Raw genomic sequence first — 18,074 nt, forward strand, 5'->3', positions numbered from 1 at the left:
TTCTCTTACCCTTTTCTTTAATAAACCGATTCTTTAAAGAAGAACCCTGTATCCAACTCACGGTTATCCGGCTGAACCGCTTTGACTTTTTCAAAGAGCTCAGATTTCATATCATCATAGCGGTCAGGGTCTTCAGCACATACGTCAATCGCTTCCCGATATAGCTTTGTCATTTCAATGATATATTCCGGTGTTTGCAATAACCCTTCAATTTTCAGTGAATCGATTTCCGCTTCAATCAATTCCTGAAGTTCATCAATCATGCACATATCATTCGGACTCATGATATGTGTACCATTTTCATCTTCATAAATCGGATATTTATTTTCACGTTCCTTATCATGCAAGAACATATTTCTATGTTCCTTCCGATTTTCCACTTCCAATGCCTTGCCTTGGTATTCAAAGTAATTACCAAGGAGCGTACGCTTCGATTGGAACATGCATGTCATGCCATGCACTTGGACTTCAATCTCCACTTCGGCATTTTCCTTCATTTCCACTATCTCGTCCAGACTTATCTCACGGGCAGCAACGGCACGGACAGCACCGCGTTTCCCCCAATAATTACATGTGTACCAGTTCGTTACCGTCATCTCTGTATTCCAGTGCAGGGGCATATCAGGTGCCACGGCACGGACAGCCATCAAGACTGCGGGATCACCGAATATGATCCGGTCGGCACCAGCCTCTTTAAGGAATGTGACATACCCTTCAAGCTCGTCAACTTTTTCATTATGAAATATGGCGTTCATGGATACGTACACTTTCTTGCCCGCGGCATGTGCAAGTTCAATCGCCTTCTCGACATCTTCACGTTTGAACTCCCCTGCCAGCCTTAGTGCATAACGTTGTTCGCCAATGACGAAGGCGTCAGCGCCGGCATCGATGAGTTCTGTTATATGATCGACACTTGTCGGAGTCACGAGTAATTCAGGCTTTTTCATTTTTGTCACCTCTATGTTTACTTATGGCCACACCATCACCAATCGGCAAAATTACGGTATCGAAATTGGGATGGTCATGTAACCAGATGTTAAAGTCTCTGATTTTTTTGATGAGAGCTCGCTTTCTTCTCGTCATTTCCATTTCTTCAATGTTTTCGGCAACCAGGCCTTTGAATAAAACATTATCAGTAATAATAATGCCAGCATTAGCCAGGAATGGTTCAAACAGTTCAAAGAATCGCTTGTACTGCCCTTTAGCAGCATCAACGAAGATGATGTCAAACGGACCATGTTCCATGACTTTCGGTCCCGCTTCAAGGGCATCCCCTTCAATGAGGGTGATCCTTTCCGACAGTCCCGCCTTCTTGAAGTTAGCTCTTGCCTGCTCAATACGGGCTTCATTCCGTTCAAGTGTGACGATTTGAGCTTCCGGAAGGGTCTCTGCCATCCTTATGGCCGAATAGCCAATCGCCGAACCTACCTCCAATATCGCCTTAGGCTGATGAAGCCTTAAAATTTGAAGCAGCACCTCGATGCCTTCGGGCTCCATGATCGGCACATTATTTTCCATCGCAAAATCTTCCAACTCCTTAAGCAAACCCGTACGCTCCGGAATTAAGGAATGAAGATATTGTTCTATTTTTCCGTTCAAAACGTTTCCTCCAATTATAAGGAAAACAAAAGCGCTTGGTCAGTAACATGAAGAAATTGATAGGTCAATTTCCTCACAAGGAGCAGCTGAAACAAGTATGCTTGACGATCTACATTTCCTTATCTTTCAAAATAAAACCCGGCATTCGCCGAGTTACGTCACCGATAGGAATCGGATCTAAAATTCACTTGTACTATTCTATCATAAAAACAAGGGGAAAGTAATATCTCTCCCCCCTCAGTCACATTGCATTTTTTTATTTATTTATTGGAAATATGCTCTGCCTTTTTGATATTGTGGTCATCCAAGGTCTTCGAGTAAAGGACTTCCCCTTCAGGTGTTGCCAAAAAGTATAGGTAATCCGTTTTCTCAGGTTTCAGTACCGCATCGATCGATGTCGTTCCGGCATTTGCAATCGGCCCTGGAGGCAGCCCCTTATTCTTATACGTATTATAAGGCGATTTCACCTCAAGGTCTTTATAATACACCCTGCTCTTATGTGAACCTTTTGCATACAAAACGGTCGGATCCGTTTGAAGCGGCATCTCTTCCTCGATACGATTGTAAAAAACGGAAGCTATTTTTCCGCGATCGACCTGTGCCGTCGCCTCTTCTTCAACAAGCGAAGCGAAGGTCAGCATCTCGTGTACGGAATAATCGTTTTTGTCCATCTGGGTCTCGTATGCCTGCAATGTCTCTTCAGTTTTCTTCAGCATCTCGATGACGATCGATTCCAGTGTCGGCTTTTCCTCATAAAAGTCATAAGTAGCTGGGAAAAGGTATCCTTCAAGCGGATATAAAACCTTTTCATTTTCAATTTCCGAGGTCAAGAGCTGCGGAAATTTCTTTTGCATGGAATCAACGAATTTCTTATCATTCAATTCCTTAAAGACCTTTTTCGGATCTTCACCCGTCTTCACTGCGATGATATCGGCAATTTGGACAAGCTGCTTTCCTTCAGGAATCGTTATCTTCATTGCAGCTTCCTTCATGAGTTTTCCGGTTTTGATGCTTGTGACAATATCTTCAATTGGCATGGAAGGTGATAATTTATACTCACCCGCCTGAAAACCGGATTCATTGCGGAATTTAATATAATATTTGAATACGCGTGCGTCCTTGATTATCCCCTGCTCTTCAAGCAGTGTTGAAATTCCGTTAACCGAAGAACCAATTGGGATTTTCACTTTCTTGATGGTGTCATCTTCGGGATCGACTGGTTTCATGGCTGAGTTGATATATAAAAAGCCCACAAGACCAACTATCCCAATTAGTACAATAAGCGAAGCTATCGTAATCATGATGATTTTACGAACCAGCTTGGCTTCTCCTTGCTGTTCTAACAATTTCATTCGGATATGTTCCTTTTTAGATAAATTTTTATCTTTTTCATCCATTTTCATTCCCCCTGCAAACTCACACCAACTACAGAATGGTTTCTAGATGATGCTTTCTCTAATTAATCTTTGCTTCGAACATTATACTAAAATCAACAAATAAATACATGTTTTTTGCAAAACTACATTCATCAATACTCTATTTATGGCAAAAACGCACTAGTTTTGTCAATATACAGGTGTTATTTTATAGGAAAATAGTGATACCTTTGTCTACAGTTTTTTTCACTCCAGGCACTCCCTTTCGCGGGCGGTCTATACGCCTGCGGGGGTCTCCCTTTGACGCGTTTTCCCGCAGGAGTCTCGCATTGCCTACAGTCTTATTATAACTTGTACAATTTAGACGTTGATTTCCGCTCCAGGCACTCGCTTTCCCGGGCGGTCCGGGAGCCTCCTCGGCTTACGCCTGCGGAGTCTCCCCTAGACGCGCTTTCCCCGCAGGAGTCTCGTACCTTGCTCTCCAATCAACTTTGTTTTAATTTTACTCAGCTTAAAATTCGTTTCCTGCATGTATTAGGCATTTCAGGAAATTACAGGAATATCCATACAGGAATGGTATTATTAATTAATGATATAGAAAGGTGTGAAGGAGTTGGATCATTCTTATTTTGTAGGTTGGGGGACATTGGCACTCATAAACGCCGGACTTGCTCAAGGTAAAAATAGAACGGCGTTGAATTGGTTCTTGCTATCATTATTTTTGGGCCCGCTTGCCACTTTTATGCTTTTATTCGCAGAGAAAAGATAAGGTGTTACTGGTACATAAATGAAAAACCGAACCATGAAATGGTGGTGGACTTGATTTCCACTCCAGGTACTCGCTTTCCGCGGGCGGTCTCGGGAGTCTCCTCGGCTTCCGCCTGCGGGGTCTATTAGACACGCTTTTCCCGCAGGAGTCTAGCACACCCGTTCCAATCAACTTAGTTTTAAAATTTTTAGCCCCTTTTGTCAAAAAAAAGAACCGACCTTTATGAGGCCGGTTTTTTTCTAATCTTATTCTTCTTCTGCTTCTTCTTGGTCAAGGAATGTATTTAACATTTCTTCGACTAGATCCCACTCTTCTTCTGTTTCGATCGGTGTAAGTTCACCATCTTTATTATCTTCGCTCGGTACGAATGATGAAGCGTGGATTTCGATTTCTTCCTCATCATCTTCCGCAGACATCGGATAGTAAAGTACATAAGATTTGTTGAATTTATCTGAGTCGAATGTGAAAAGGATTTCGCAAAGCTGCTCGTTTCCGTTTTCATCTACTACTGTAATGTTGTTTTCGCCGTGTTCCATTTGTATTCACCTCATATTGAATTTGTTTGTCTGTCCAAGAATCCTTGCAGAATCATGACAGCTGCCATTTTATCAATGACTTTCTTGCGTTTGCTTCGGCTCACGTCCGCCTCAAGAAGGACACGTTCAGCCGCCATAGTTGTCAACCGTTCATCCCAGAGAAACACCGGCAGCTTGAATTTGTTTTCTAATCGTTTAGCGAAATCTTGGCTGATCTCGCCTCGCGGTCCAACGGTCCCATTCATGTTTTTAGGTAAACCGAGGACAATTTTAGAAACATCATGCTCTTTTATGATTTCATTGAGGCGTTTAAAGCCGAAGTCATTTCCAGCTTCGTTAATTTTGATCGTTTCCAATCCTTGTGCAGTCCAACCCATCGCGTCACTCAGGGCAACGCCGATGGTTTTTGAACCTAAATCAAGTCCCATTGTGCGCATTAGTATTCCTCTCGATGGTTCTTAAGATACGACTTAACCAATTCTTCGATGATTTCATCGCGTTCAAGCTTACGAATAATGTTTCGAGCATCCATATGGCGCGGGATGTAGGCCGGGTCACCAGATAATAGATAACCGACAATCTGGTTTATCGGATTATAACCTTTTTCCTGAAGTGCAACATAAACTTGAGACAATACTTCTTGTACATCTCTTTCGAATGGTTCTTCGGGAAAATTAAATTTCATCGTTTTATCAAAGGAACTCATAAACATGCACCTCTCCTCAGCGTCCAGAATCCACTATTACCTACATTGTACAACACTTTCCATTGATTATGAAATCGATAAGACCCATTCTTCAACAAAATTAAGCGCTGCATCCAATTTTTCAGGGTCTTTTCCGCCGGCTTGGGCCATATCTGGACGTCCGCCACCGCCGCCGCCGCAACGGGAAGCAACTTCTTTGACCAATTTACCAGCATGGAAGCCGCGGTCGATGTAATCCTTAGTCACTCCGGCAATCAAATTGACTTTATCACCTTGGGCCGAACCTAATACGATAATGACAGAATCGAGCTTTTGTTTCAAATCATCTGCCATGGCACGCAGATTATTCATGTCGGTAGCTTGAACCTTTGCCACCAATACTTGAACGCCATTTACGTCTTTTACGTTAGAAACAAGGCTGCTTGCTTCAATATTACTTAATTTTGCAGTAAGGCTTTCATTCTCACGATGAAGATCCTTCACTTCAGCTAGTACCGTTTCAATTCTTGAAGGTACATCTTTCAAGTTCGTTTTCAATTTGGCAGCCGATTCTTTCAAGACACCGATTTGATCAGTCATCAATTTGTATGCCCCTGCACCCGTTACCGCTTCAATACGGCGAGTACCTGCACCGATGCCGCTCTCGGATACGATTTTGAACAAGCCGATTACCGCTGTATTCGGAACGTGGACACCCCCGCAAAGCTCAAGGCTGTAATCGCCGATTTGAACGACACGGACAATCTTGCCGTATTTTTCGCCGAACAACGCCATTGCGCCCATAGCCTTTGCTTCCTCGATGTTTTTATAGTCCGTATTCACTTGTAAGCTTTGCCAAATCTTTTCATTTACAATCGTTTCGATTTGTTCAATCTCTTCCGCCGTTATCTGGCCAAAATGAGAGAAATCGAAGCGTAGGCGTTCAGCCTGCACGAGTGAACCTGCTTGATTGACATGTGTACCAAGCACATCTTTCAAAGCCTGATGCAAAAGATGCGTCGCTGTATGGTTTTTCGTGATATGGATCCGATTTTCTTGATTTACCGTAGCAACGATATCGGAATCTGCTGTTAATGTGCCGGCAGTAACTGTTACACGGTGCAGATTTTGGCCATTAGGAGCCTTTTGGACATCATGGACATCAACATTAACGGTTTCACTGGCCATCGTTCCTATATCGGCTATTTGTCCGCCGCTTTCCGCGTAGAAAGGAGTCTTGTTCAGTATGACTTGAACTTCTTCACCTTCTTGTGCCTCCGTTACAAGCTCGCCATTTTTTACTATGGCAGCAACTTTGGCTTCGACAGCGACTTGATCATAGCCGACAAATTCACTTTCAACTTTAATATCTCCCAATACCCCGCCTTGGATTTGCATGGAATCCACATCTTGACGCGCTGAACGGGCACGTTCACGCTGTGCATCCATTTCCTTTTCAAATCCAGCCTGATCGACCGTCATGCCTTCTTCTTCTGCATATTCTTCCGTTAACTCAATCGGGAAGCCATATGTGTCATATAAACGGAATGCATCACTGCCAGGAATGGTTGTACCGCCTTTTTCCTTTTCCTTTTTAATGACTTCAGAAAGGATGGCGAGCCCATCATTTAGAGTTTCATGGAAGCGTTCCTCTTCATTCTTGATCACTTTTGCAATGAACTCTTTATTCTTAAGGACTTCAGGGTAGAAGTCTTTCATGATTTCGCCGACGACCGTCACAAGCTCGAACATGAATGGTCGATTGATGTTGATTTGCTTAGCATACCGAACCGCTCTGCGGAGTAAACGGCGCAATACATAACCGCGGCCTTCGTTGGATGGAAGAGCCCCGTCACCTACTGCAAAGGCTACCGTACGAATATGATCGGCAATGACCTTGAATGCAACATCTTTTTCTGAATCAATACCATACTTCACATCGGAAATCTCTTCGACTGCCCGGATGATTGGCATGAATAAATCTGTATCATAGTTCGTCGCAACATCTTGAACGACGGAAGCCATACGTTCAAGGCCCATGCCTGTATCGATATTTTTCTTTGGAAGCGGTGTGTAAGAACCGTCCGGATTATGGTTGAATTGGGAAAACACAAGATTCCAGACTTCTAGATGCCGTTCATTTTCCCCGCCTGGATATAGTTCCGGATCATTCGGATCATCGCCATATGCTGGTCCGCGGTCATAGAAAATCTCTGTATTCGGGCCGCTTGGACCTTCACCGATATCCCAGAAGTTCTCTTCCAAGCGAATGATCCTTTCAGCAGGAACACCGATTTTCTTATTCCAGAGTTCGAATGCTTCATCATCTTCAGGATGGATTGTCACAGCCAATTTGTCTTTGTCGAACCCAATCCATTTTTCATCCGTCAAAAACTCCCATGCCCATGTGATGGCTTCTTCTTTGAAATATTCACCAATGGAGAAGTTTCCGAGCATTTCGAAGAACGTATGATGACGTGCCGTTTTCCCCACGTTTTCAATATCGTTTGTACGGATGGCCTTTTGAGCATTTGTAATCCTTGGATTTTCAGGAATAACCCGTCCATCAAAATATTTCTTTAACGTCGCCACCCCGGAATTGATCCAAAGCAATGATGGATCTTCATGAGGAACCAATGACGCACTTGGTTCGATGTTATGGCCTTTTTCACTAAAAAAATCTAAATACATTTGGCGGATTTGAGCACCAGATAAATACTTCATATATATATCCTCCTTTTAAATTATGTAATTTTGAGCACACAAAAAACCCCCATCCCAAAAACAGGGACGAGAGTTGACTCGCGGTACCACCCTGATTATGGACGCAGGAATTCATCCCAGGCCCATCACCTTCATAAAAGCCTTAACGCGGCATGACGGCAGGTATTAGCTGCTCTCAGGACTAGCTTTCTGCTGCTCTTCACCTTGCAGCCCCTTTCAGCCTGGGGGACCACTCTCTTTTAGATGGACTTCAGCATACTTCATCCTTCAACGAATTATCTTATGTAATGGATTATATTCACAAGACTTTTATTTGTCAATAAGGGGCGGCTTCTTTCTAAAATGAACGCGGGCATGAAGTACAAAAACTTTCAATACAGCCAATATGGGAATCGAAAGGACCATGCCCATGATACCTCCTATTTCACCCCCGGCCAATAATGCGAGCATGATGAACAGCGGATGCATATGGAGGCTTTTACCGACTATAAGCGGCGAAAGGATATTTCCCTCAAGAAATTGAAGTACAAGCACGATGACCGCGATGATCAACACCATTTTAACTGACATTGTCGCGGCAATGACCAGTGCAGGAATCGCTCCAATAATCGGTCCAAAATACGGAATGACATTCGTTATCCCGATTATCGCCCCCAATAGAAGCGGATATTGCATTCCGACTATCCAGAAGAGCAGCGAGGAAATCAAACCGATCACGACACAGACGATGATTTGTCCGCGGATATAGCCGCCAAGCGACGCATCCACATCACGAATGAATGCACGTCCCTGCTTGCGCCATTTTTTCGGCGTCATATACCATGCCATTTTTTTTAAAACAGTGAAATCTTTCAGGATATAAAATGCGATGAATGGAATCAACGCAATCAGGACGATGAAATCAATCATCTTCATTGCATACTCCATCGCCTTTTCAGGTATACGCTTCAGCCAATCTTCGAAAAGGGTGACACCTTCTTCGAATCTTTCATGAATTCCGAACGGCCAGGCCGCCGTTTGATGGTTGAGTTTATCAATGCTGCCCCGGTACTGTTCAACCAGTTCCGGCACGCTTTCCGACAGCTCGCGAACTTGACTGACGATCACTGGAATGCCTTTATAGACAGCAAAGCCGATCCCTCCGAAAAACAACAAATAGATGATCGTAATCGAAAGCCAGCGTCGCATCCCTTTCTCGTTTAAATATTCCACTACAGGGTGCAGCAAGTAACTGATGAACGCACCAATCAAAAAAGGCAGCAGTACCGTCACACATACAGCAACGACAGGTCCCCACATGGGCTTAAGTTTCATAAAGATATAGATAACGAAAAATAAGAGCAATAAAAAACCCAGGCGATAAAACCACTTTAGACGAATACTCACAATAAACACCTCCCGCTCATTTATTCTTCGAAAGGTGGAAGGTTTTCATACATAAAAAAGAGTGCCCTCATTATCAGGACACCCATTCCTGCTATAATAATGACTTTAATCTTTTGCGTATTTTCTTCATGTTCCGTTTAAACATCTTCGAGTTCATCAAGTCCGAACCCATATTCATTAGAGTATTGCGTGAACGTCTAGCCATTGCAAACACCTCTTCCGTTATTTACATACCGAAGCGGCGGTCATTTTCCTCAAACAAATCGTCCAATGAGCTTAAACTTCCATCTTCCTCGACTTGGTGCGTATTTATGAGCCCTTCGGATAGAGTCATTTCAATAAAGCAATTCCAACAATAATATTGATTTACGCCAATCTTCCCAACATCTTTACTGCGGCAATTCGGACATTTAATTTCCAAAATGGACACCTCACTGTTCATAAACTGAAACAATGATGGTATCCTTCCCTAATGCAGGCGGCTGTTTTGATTCTATCACTGTCGACTCCGAGAAAAACCCATCCGTTGTTTCATACGCTATAATCGTGCCCATTTTTTCCTTGAAATATACATCCTGCAGTAAACCAAGCTCTTCGCCCATTTCTGAAAAAAGCATGCGTCCCAATAATTCGTCCTTCGAAAGGCAGATAGAGTCCGCAGGCACCTTCCTTAAGGTTGAATCCTGTTGCATGATGACGATCCCATCTGGACCGAATGAAGAAATATCGTCGAGTTTCAAATGAAAAGCCCTTTTGAACAATGCTTGTTGATGAACGACCAAGCCTGTTACCTGTCCCATTTCAGAAATTGATAAATCGTGGACCGTGCCGATTCTTTCTCCTTTGATTGTAAAAACCGGCATCCCTTTCAATAAAGAAAACGTCCGCAAGGTCATCCCGCCTTTCCGAACATTTTTATTATCTCTTTACTAATGTAAATAGATGTGCTGAAAGGTTTTCCATTGTTGGACCCTCTTCCGTAATACAGAAACCAGGCCACAAAAAAAGACCGGTTTCCCGGTCTAATACACTTACCTTACCATCCTCTGCTGGCACCTCCGCCACCGGAACTTCCTCCGCCGCCGCCCCGTGGACCGCCGCCGCCTCCACGGCCGCCGCCACCTCCGCGACTGATGAATATCAAAAGGATATTGATTAGCGTTTGAAGGAAAAATCCTTTAAAGAACTTGGCATCGAGGATGAATACGATGATGACTACGATGATAATGAGGAAAATCTGTAAACCTGATGGCTGAAAGGTTTCTGACTCGGACTGAACGGAGAGATCTTGATAAAACTCGTCACCTAGGTCGTATTCTTTCGTGACATCGTTATATACAGCCTTATAGGTCTCCGTCAGGGCAACATCATATTTACCCTCTTTCAGCGCAGGGATAGCCACTTCATCCAAAATCTGTCCAGATCTTATATCGGTAATGGCCCCTTCCAAACCGTACCCCACTTCAATGCGGATTTTCTGTTCTTCCATGGCCAGCACAATGAGGACTCCATTGTTCAATTCGGCATCACCAAGCTTGAATGATCTAAATGCCTCGACCGAGTACTCCTCGATCTCGGATCCTTCCATCGAATCAACCGTCAAAACGGAAATTTGTGCTTTTGTGGCATCATCCAAGCGTTTCCCAAGTTCGATGAGTTCGGATTTTTCCTGATCATCCAGAACTCCAGCAAAGTCCTGAACATATATATCCCCAACTGGTTCAGGGATGTTAGGTTGTGCTGCGGCTACGTTTGCTAAACCGAACGTGAGAATGAAGAATAGCGCAAACACAGCGAGTCTTTTCATTATTTATCGCTCCCGAAATCAACCTTTGGCGTTTCTTTTTCTTGATCGGTCACTTCAAAATATGGTTTGGCATCGAACCCGAACACTCCTGCCATCATATTCTTCGGAAAGCGTTTAATCATTTTATTATAGTTGGTAACTTCATCATTATAGTCTTTTCGTGCTACCGTCAGCCGATTTTCCGTTCCTTCCAAACTATCCATGAGACCCTTAAAGTTCTCATTGGCCTTTAAATCCGGATAGTTTTCGACAACCACCAAAAGTCGGCTCAAGGCCCCACTCAATTCTTGATCGGCATCAATCGCTTCTTCAGTCGAATTGGCACCGGCCAGCTTCGATCGTGCATCACTCACCGCTTTAATGGCTTCCGTTTCATGCGAAGCATAACCCTTCACCGTTTCGACAAGATTTGGAATCAAATCCGCTCTTCGTTTTAATTGATTATCCACCTGTGACCATTTATTGTCGACGTCTTCACTGGCACTTACAAGGCCGTTGTATGAAGTTGCTCCATAAATAACGAGTAAAACGACAACGACTATTCCTATTATCCAACCTTTTTTCATCAAATCCCCCCTATTCTTTCACATATTAGTTATAGTTCCACCAAAACTATGAATTTTAAACAAAATTCATCCAAAAGAACCCGCTACATAAAATCATAAGGCGTGACATTCTCCATCCCGATCATCGGGTCAGCATGCATGAGAATATCAAGATAACTTGATTGTTGAGGTATCTCTCCCTTTTCTGCCGGCATTTCTTCTTCACTCAAAATTTCCCGCAGCTTTTCACGCAAAGTCGTTTTGCGGCGCATCTCATCATTACGCTCGATCCCTAAACGGAATGCATCTTCTTCACCACAAAGGATCAAGAAATTTTTACTGCGCGTAATCGCCGTATACAATAAATTACGTCGGAGCATTCGATAATAGCTTTTCACTACAGGTAAAATGACAATGGGGAATTCGCTTCCCTGCGATTTATGGATCGAGCAGCAATATGCATGTGTGATCTGGTTCAAGTCCTGCTTCGTGTATGTCACTTCGATGCCTTCGAACGATATGATTACTTTATCGACATGATCGGTATTTTCTTTAGCGAACAATATGGACACGATTTCTCCCATATCGCCATTAAAGACACCCTCCTCTGGCTGGTTCACCAGTTGAAGCACCTTATCTCCCGTTCTGTATATTACGTCTCCGAATTTTATTTCCCGCCGCTTTTCATCCGCATTGCTATTGAACACTTCCTGAAGCATTTTATTCAGTGCATCAATCCCGGCAGGTCCTCTATACATGGGAGCCAGCACCTGTATATCCTTGGCCGTGAAGCCTTTCGTCCTGGCATTGGTAACGACTTTCTCGATTACTTGGGCGATTTGACCTGTTTGGCAGCGAATGAACGATCGATCTTCTTGCTGTTTCGTGACATCAGCCGGAAGCCTTCCTTTTTTGATTTCATGGGCCAATTCAATGATCGACGAGCCATCGGCTTGACGATAAATATGTTCAAGACTGACAGTCGGTACACAATTCGATGCAAGCAAATCCTTTAAAACCTGCCCAGGTCCAACAGAAGGCAGCTGATCTTCATCACCAACCAATATCACTTGGACATTTTCCGGCAGAGCTTTAAACAATTGATGGGCCAGCCACGTATCCACCATGGAAACCTCATCGATGATTACGATACGGCCATCCAGCTGATTATCCTCATCATGGGAAAAACCTTCACTCCCGTTCCACCCGAGCAACCGGTGGATCGTAACAGCGGGAAGCCCAGTCGATTCGGCCATGCGCTTCGCTGCACGGCCAGTAGGGGCTGCAAGTACGAATGGAAATGGATCGCTTCCTTCTTTTTTATAATCGTTAATGTCCATGGATACGCCATGCAGCTCTGCATATAGCTCAACGATTCCTTTGATGACTGTCGTCTTACCGGTACCCGGTCCGCCCGTCAAGATTAACATGGGTGATTGCAGGGCCGTTTGGATCGCTTCCTTTTGGGCCGGGGCATAGGAAACATCCAGACGTTCTTCCAGCTTCCCAAGTGCAAGCAAGAACTCCGATTCCGGGAACTGGTCCTCATACTCGGTTTGAGCAAGCAGCCGCTTGATGTTCATTACGATTCCCTTTTCCGAATAGAATAGCGAAGGAGGATAAATTCGTTGATCCTCGACAACTATTTTCCCCTCTTGCGTCAATTCGATTATTTCCGAGGAAATGTTCGTGAATTCAATGCGATCCCGTTTATTTTCCTCCAGCAGCCGTTTGACCGCTTCCAAAAGCTGCTCGGCTTCTATGTAGATATTTCCGTCCTGCAGGCATTGTGATTCAAGCGTATACAAGCACGCAGCCTTGATTCGGTCAGGATGGCTGCCGGAAATGCCGAGCTGATGCCCAAGCTCATCCGCCCGTCCAAAACCAATCCCTTCAATATCCTCAACGAGCTTATACGGATTTCCCTGAACCATCGTGATCGTATCCTGTTTATACATTTGATAAATCTTCATCGACAGCTGCGGACCGAAGCCATATTGATTCAGGGCGATCATCACCTGCTCCAGACCTTGATGCTCGACCAATGTATCATAGAGGCCCTTTGCCTTTTCCCCGGATAGCTTCGGGATATCATCAAGTAGCGAGGGCTGAGCCAGAATTTTTGAAATTGCCTTTTCACCCAGTGTCTCAACAATGCTTTCAGCTGTTTTTTTCCCAATGCCCTTGAAAAGGTCACCTGATAAATAACTGACGATGCCTTCCTTGGATTGAGGCAGATCCTTGCGAAAATGCTCTACATGAAATTGAAGGCCAAAACGGGGATGTTCCTTCATGGCCCCATAAAAAATATAAATCTCATCCTCATGCATCCTTTGAAAATAACCTGTTACGACCGCTTCCTTCTCTTCATAATTCAGATTCGTTTCATGCACACGAATTCTTACAACCGAGTACATATTTTCTTCATTATGAAAGATCGTCACTAAATGACTTCCTTTCATGAACATTTTCTCTTCTGAAAACAAATCCAACGAATCTTGCTGGCTCAACGCTTCTCCCCACCTTTCCATGCATATGCTTTTTATTTACTCAGCATTCATTTCTTCCAACAGTTTCTTACCGTGCGCAGCAAGCATATGGTCAGGCTGTGCTTCCAAAGCCTTGTCAAAATAAGCCATCGCAGCCTTAGCATCCTCACGATACCCTGCAAACGCAACACCTAAATTATAATAAGCATCCGCATGGCCCGGATCCTGTTCCACAACTAAATTCAGCTGATTGATCAATTCATCATATAATTCCGCATTAGCAAGACATAACGCATATTGGAATCTTGCATCAACGTCCTCAGGGCTCAGCTCCACCGTTCTCTGTAAATAAGGCATCGCCAATTTCGGCTGATCCAATGCCATCAATGTCAATCCAAGCATGAAGTAAGCATCGCTGTTATCCAGTCCTAAACGGATTGCCTTTTCGAACATATCCTTCGCTTCCACTAGTTTAGAATCTGATTCATAATATAAGTTTCCTAATGAATAGTAAGCCGCTGCTGCATTTTCATCCAGCTCGATCGCCTTTTTGTAAAACTTGACCGCTTTATCCGTTTCACCCACGGCAGTCAATACATTCCCAAAGTTTATGTAAGCAACAGGCTCATTCGGATTTTCCTCGATCGCCTCATTAAAAACTTTCGCCGCTTCTTCGTATTTCCCTTGCTGCATAAATTCAATTCCTTGTTGATTCTTATCCATATCCATTCACACTCCATTTTTATTATAAAAAGTATAGCATAAGCCAGTGGTCGAATTCAGGCGGTATACCCGCAATCCAAAAGAAGTCCCCAACCGCAAACACAGCTGGGGACATGCTTATTTTACCCTACGTAAGTCAGTTTTTCACCTTTTTTAAATACTTCATCAATCGTACCGCCGCCAAGGCACACTTCACCTTCATAGAATACGACTGCTTGTCCAGGTGTGATCGCGCGGACTGGCTCGTCAAAGATGACTTCGACGTCACCATTGTCCAAGACCTTCACCTTAACACCGCTATCCTCTTGACGGTACCTGAACTTTGCCGTACATGTAAATTCACCCGCAGGTATATGTTCCGCTACCCAGCTGACATTCACTGCACGAAGGGAATTGGAATACAGCACATCATTATCAAAGCCTTGGCACACATATAAAACATTGCGCTTCAAGTCTTTTCCCGCAACAAACCAAGGTTCGCCGCTGCCGCCAATCCCTAGACCATGACGCTGACCGATGGTGTAATACATCAATCCGTCATGCTTGCCCATGACCTTGCCATCCATCGTGACCATATCACCGGGCTGAGCTGGGAGGTAATTGCTTAAAAACTCTTTGAAATTGCGTTCACCGATAAAACAGATGCCAGTAGAATCTTTCTTCGTTGCCGTGGCAAGACCCGCTTCTTTCGCAATTTCACGGACTTCCTTCTTATCAATGTGTCCAAGCGGAAACATGACTTTTTCCAACTGTTCTTGAGTAAGCTGGTTCAAGAAGTACGTTTGATCTTTATTATTATCGACACCGCGAAGCATTTTGTATTCGCCATCCCGGTATTCAACCTGTGCGTAATGACCTGTAGCCACATAATCGGCACCAAGGCTGACTGCATGTTCAAGAAATGCCTTGAACTTGATTTCCTTATTGCACATTACATCCGGATTCGGGGTACGGCCCGCTTTATACTCATCCAAGAAATAAGTGAAAACTTTATCCCAATACTGCTTTTCAAAATTGACCGCATAATAAGGGATGCCGATTTGATTACAAACGGCAATTACATCATTGTAATCTTCCGTTGCCGTACAGACTCCGTTTTCATCTGTATCATCCCAGTTCTTCATGAAAATCCCGACCACATCATAGCCTTGATTCTTCAATAGCAGGGCTGACACAGAAGAATCCACGCCTCCTGACATACCCACGACGACGCGGGTGTCCTGTGGTGCTTTTCTCATTCTGTCACCTCATTTATTTAAAGTAAGAATTATCTTCTCACTAATCTATTAACGATTTTAACGGTGGTTTCAGCCGCCTGCCTTACTTCCTCTTCCGTGTTGTTCAGACCGAAGCTGTAACGAATCGAATTCTTCGTCCGCTCCGAATCTTTCCCGAACATCGCCACAAGAACATGCGACGGATCGATTGACCCAGCAGTACAAGCGGATCCGCTCGATACAGCAACACCTGCCAAGTCCATATTGACGAGCATCGATTCCACATTCGTACCCGGAAAACTAACATTCAGCAAATGCGGCAGCGACTGTTCCATAGATCCGTTAATTTCATATTGTACATCCGCCTCATCAAAGACGGCAAGCAATACGTCTTTAAAACGCTTGTATTGCTCCTTTTTCTTTTCCATCGTGCTTTGTGCAATTAAAACAGCTTCTGCAAAACCGGCAATTGCAGGCACGCTCTCCGTACCAGCACGGCGCTTGCGTTCTTGTTCCCCGCCATATAAATGAGGATTCAGCTTCAAGCCTTCACGTATATAAAGAAAGCCGATTCCTTTTGGACCGTTGATTTTATGTGCGGATACGCTAAGCAATTCCACACCCAACTCACGGACGTCGATGGAGATCAAACCATATGCCTGAACCGCATCCGTATGGAAAATGGCTTGATGACCCTTTAGCAGCTGCCCAATTTCAGCAATCGGCTGGATCGTTCCAACCTCATTATTGCCGAACATGACCGAAACCAAAATCGTGTCATCCCGCAATGCCGCCTTTAAATCGGCAATTGAAATAAGCCCCGCTTCATTCACAGGTAAATATGTGACCTCAAAGCCAGACTTCTCAAGGTATTGGCATGTATGCAAAACCGCATGATGCTCAATCTCCGTCGTAATGATGTGCTTTCCTTGTTCTTTATAAGCATTCGCAATACCAATGATCGCCGTATTATCCGCCTCGGTTCCGCCGCTCGTGAAAATGATTTCATTCCGCCCCGCACCGATGCTAGCTGCAATACTCGAACGCGCCTCATCCAAAACATGGCGCGCCTCCCGCCCGAACGCATGAATGCTCGACGGATTCCCGAAGTCATGGCTCATGACCGTCATCATCCTATCGATCACATTCGGATGCATCGGTGAAGTCGCAGCATGATCTAAATATATTCTGTCCACTTTTTTGTCGCCTCCATTAAAAAACGCAAGCGCCTACATAATAGGCGCATTGCTAATCACTTAAATATAGTACATATAAGAATCGATTTCACCCGTATCCTTGTAGCTCGCCAAATCCATAAGCGTCGTATTATCCAATACATCCTTCACAGCATCGCGAATCCGGATCCAAAGCTGGCGCTTTACCGGCTCCTCATCCTCAATTCCTTCAACAGGGGTAATCGGCCCTTCCAATACACGAATGACATCACCCGAAGTAATTTCCTGAGGATCTTTAGACAGGATATACCCGCCATACGCACCGCGGACACTCTTCACCAACCCCGCATTACGAAGCGGCGCAATCAACTGCTCCAAATAATGCTCCGACAGATTATGCGTCTGGGCAATCGATTTCAAACTCTTCGGGCCTTCTCCATAATGTTTAGCAAGCTCGATCATAATCGTCAAACCATAACGGCCTTTAGTAGATATCTTCATACATATACACCTCAAATTATTTATCCGTTTCTAAATTCTTTTGAAATTATAGCATATTCCCGCCGGAAATGCATTCACCCGCCCTTCATTTGTCAAATTATCCTAATTGGAGAGGTAGGAAAAATGAAAATAAAGAATGGAATGTAATAGATCGGCTGACGAATTTTTATCGGGTATGGGACAGGATTTTGGGTTAGGTCGGATTATTGCGGGGATAGATTGAATCTTTCGCTTGGACGGCCGGATTATTGCGGGGATAGGTCGAATCTTTCGCTTGGACGGTCGGATTATTGGGTGCCAGAACGGATTTTTCGCTTGGAAGCTGGATTATTTACGCTAGGTCGGATTTTTCGCTCGGACGGTCGGATTATTGCAGGGATAGGTCGAATTTTTCGCTTGGAAGCTGGATTATTTACGCTAGGTCGGATTATTGGGTGCTAGAACGGATTTTTCGCTTGGAAGCTGGATTATTTACGCTAGGTCGGATTTTTCGCTCGGACGGTCGGATTATTGTGGGGATAGGTCGGATTTTTCGCTCGGAC

Annotated in this window: 18 protein-coding genes; 1 reads left to right on the top strand and 17 read right to left on the bottom strand. The window is 44.2% G+C overall.

Annotated elements, in window-relative coordinates; genetic code table 11:
- Positions 1 to 17 precede the first annotated feature (17 nt).
- The 3 genes from ACIQZD_RS02600 to mltG form a co-directional block, all read right to left on the bottom strand.
- Positions 18 to 947, bottom strand: coding sequence for a peptidase U32 family protein (locus tag ACIQZD_RS02600; protein ID WP_402897827.1), 930 nt, complete (start codon positions 945 to 947; stop codon positions 18 to 20).
- Positions 934 to 1,599, bottom strand: coding sequence for an O-methyltransferase (locus ACIQZD_RS02605; RefSeq protein WP_402897830.1), 666 nt, complete (start codon positions 1,597 to 1,599; stop codon positions 934 to 936). The genes ACIQZD_RS02600 and ACIQZD_RS02605 overlap by 14 nt, the downstream gene beginning before the upstream one ends.
- A gap of 260 nt (positions 1,600 to 1,859) precedes the next feature.
- Positions 1,860 to 2,996, bottom strand: a complete 1,137-nt coding sequence (mltG, locus tag ACIQZD_RS02610) for an endolytic transglycosylase MltG (RefSeq protein WP_402897832.1) — start codon at positions 2,994 to 2,996, stop codon at positions 1,860 to 1,862.
- A gap of 592 nt (positions 2,997 to 3,588) precedes the next feature.
- On the opposite strand from mltG, the gene ACIQZD_RS02615 reads away from it, so the two are divergent.
- Positions 3,589 to 3,744 carry a hypothetical protein gene (locus ACIQZD_RS02615; protein WP_241589877.1) on the top strand — a complete coding sequence of 52 codons (156 nt, stop codon included), beginning with the start codon at positions 3,589 to 3,591 and terminating at the stop codon, positions 3,742 to 3,744.
- A gap of 245 nt (positions 3,745 to 3,989) precedes the next feature.
- On the opposite strand, the gene ACIQZD_RS02620 is transcribed toward ACIQZD_RS02615, so the two are convergent.
- The 14 genes from ACIQZD_RS02620 to cymR form a co-directional block, all read right to left on the bottom strand.
- Complete coding sequence (locus ACIQZD_RS02620) at positions 3,990 to 4,280, bottom strand: DUF1292 domain-containing protein (RefSeq protein WP_063232962.1); 291 nt, start codon at positions 4,278 to 4,280, stop codon at positions 3,990 to 3,992.
- Positions 4,281 to 4,291: 11 nt separating this feature from the next.
- Positions 4,292 to 4,717 (bottom strand): Holliday junction resolvase RuvX, encoded by a 426-nt coding sequence (gene ruvX / locus ACIQZD_RS02625; RefSeq protein WP_034308633.1) that lies wholly within the window; start codon positions 4,715 to 4,717, stop codon positions 4,292 to 4,294.
- Positions 4,717 to 4,986, bottom strand: a complete 270-nt coding sequence (locus ACIQZD_RS02630) for an IreB family regulatory phosphoprotein (RefSeq protein ID WP_034311358.1) — start codon at positions 4,984 to 4,986, stop codon at positions 4,717 to 4,719. Before ACIQZD_RS02630 ends, ruvX begins: the two co-directional genes overlap by 1 nt.
- Positions 4,987 to 5,052: 66 nt before the next feature.
- Positions 5,053 to 7,689 (bottom strand): alanine--tRNA ligase, encoded by a 2,637-nt coding sequence (gene alaS, locus ACIQZD_RS02635; RefSeq protein ID WP_402897836.1) that lies wholly within the window; start codon positions 7,687 to 7,689, stop codon positions 5,053 to 5,055.
- 309 nt (positions 7,690 to 7,998) lie between these two features.
- Positions 7,999 to 9,075 (bottom strand): AI-2E family transporter, encoded by a 1,077-nt coding sequence (locus tag ACIQZD_RS02640; protein WP_230177052.1) that lies wholly within the window; start codon positions 9,073 to 9,075, stop codon positions 7,999 to 8,001.
- A 226-nt stretch (positions 9,076 to 9,301) separates the two neighbouring features.
- Positions 9,302 to 9,517 carry a hypothetical protein gene (locus ACIQZD_RS02645; RefSeq protein WP_034311361.1) on the bottom strand — a complete coding sequence of 72 codons (216 nt, stop codon included), beginning with the start codon at positions 9,515 to 9,517 and terminating at the stop codon, positions 9,302 to 9,304.
- Entirely contained in the window at positions 9,507 to 9,965 is a 459-nt protein-coding gene (locus ACIQZD_RS02650) for a PRC-barrel domain-containing protein (protein WP_137019040.1), read from the bottom strand. The genes ACIQZD_RS02645 and ACIQZD_RS02650 overlap by 11 nt, the downstream gene beginning before the upstream one ends.
- Before the next feature lie 146 nt (positions 9,966 to 10,111).
- Positions 10,112 to 10,882: a TPM domain-containing protein gene (locus tag ACIQZD_RS02655; RefSeq protein ID WP_402897841.1), complete on the bottom strand. Its 771-nt coding sequence runs from the start codon at positions 10,880 to 10,882 to the stop codon at positions 10,112 to 10,114.
- Positions 10,882 to 11,451, bottom strand: coding sequence for a LemA family protein (locus ACIQZD_RS02660; protein WP_402897843.1), 570 nt, complete (start codon positions 11,449 to 11,451; stop codon positions 10,882 to 10,884). The genes ACIQZD_RS02655 and ACIQZD_RS02660 overlap by 1 nt, the downstream gene beginning before the upstream one ends.
- A gap of 80 nt (positions 11,452 to 11,531) precedes the next feature.
- Entirely contained in the window at positions 11,532 to 13,937 is a 2,406-nt protein-coding gene (recD2, locus tag ACIQZD_RS02665; protein WP_402897846.1) for an SF1B family DNA helicase RecD2, read from the bottom strand.
- Between the two features lie 36 nt (positions 13,938 to 13,973).
- On the bottom strand, positions 13,974 to 14,639 hold the full coding sequence (locus ACIQZD_RS02670; RefSeq protein WP_402897849.1) for a tetratricopeptide repeat protein: 666 nt from the start codon (positions 14,637 to 14,639) through the stop codon (positions 13,974 to 13,976).
- A gap of 122 nt (positions 14,640 to 14,761) precedes the next feature.
- Positions 14,762 to 15,877 (bottom strand): tRNA 2-thiouridine(34) synthase MnmA, encoded by a 1,116-nt coding sequence (gene mnmA / locus ACIQZD_RS02675; RefSeq protein ID WP_101222649.1) that lies wholly within the window; start codon positions 15,875 to 15,877, stop codon positions 14,762 to 14,764.
- A 29-nt stretch (positions 15,878 to 15,906) separates the two neighbouring features.
- Positions 15,907 to 17,052, bottom strand: coding sequence for a cysteine desulfurase family protein (locus ACIQZD_RS02680; RefSeq protein ID WP_402897851.1), 1,146 nt, complete (start codon positions 17,050 to 17,052; stop codon positions 15,907 to 15,909).
- A 60-nt stretch (positions 17,053 to 17,112) separates the two neighbouring features.
- On the bottom strand, positions 17,113 to 17,532 hold the full coding sequence (gene cymR, locus ACIQZD_RS02685; RefSeq protein WP_076365115.1) for a cysteine metabolism transcriptional regulator CymR: 420 nt from the start codon (positions 17,530 to 17,532) through the stop codon (positions 17,113 to 17,115).
- Positions 17,533 to 18,074 lie beyond the last annotated feature (542 nt).

The organism is Peribacillus sp. NPDC096447, assembly GCF_044762725.1.
GTDB lineage: Bacteria > Bacillota > Bacilli > Bacillales > DSM-1321 > Peribacillus.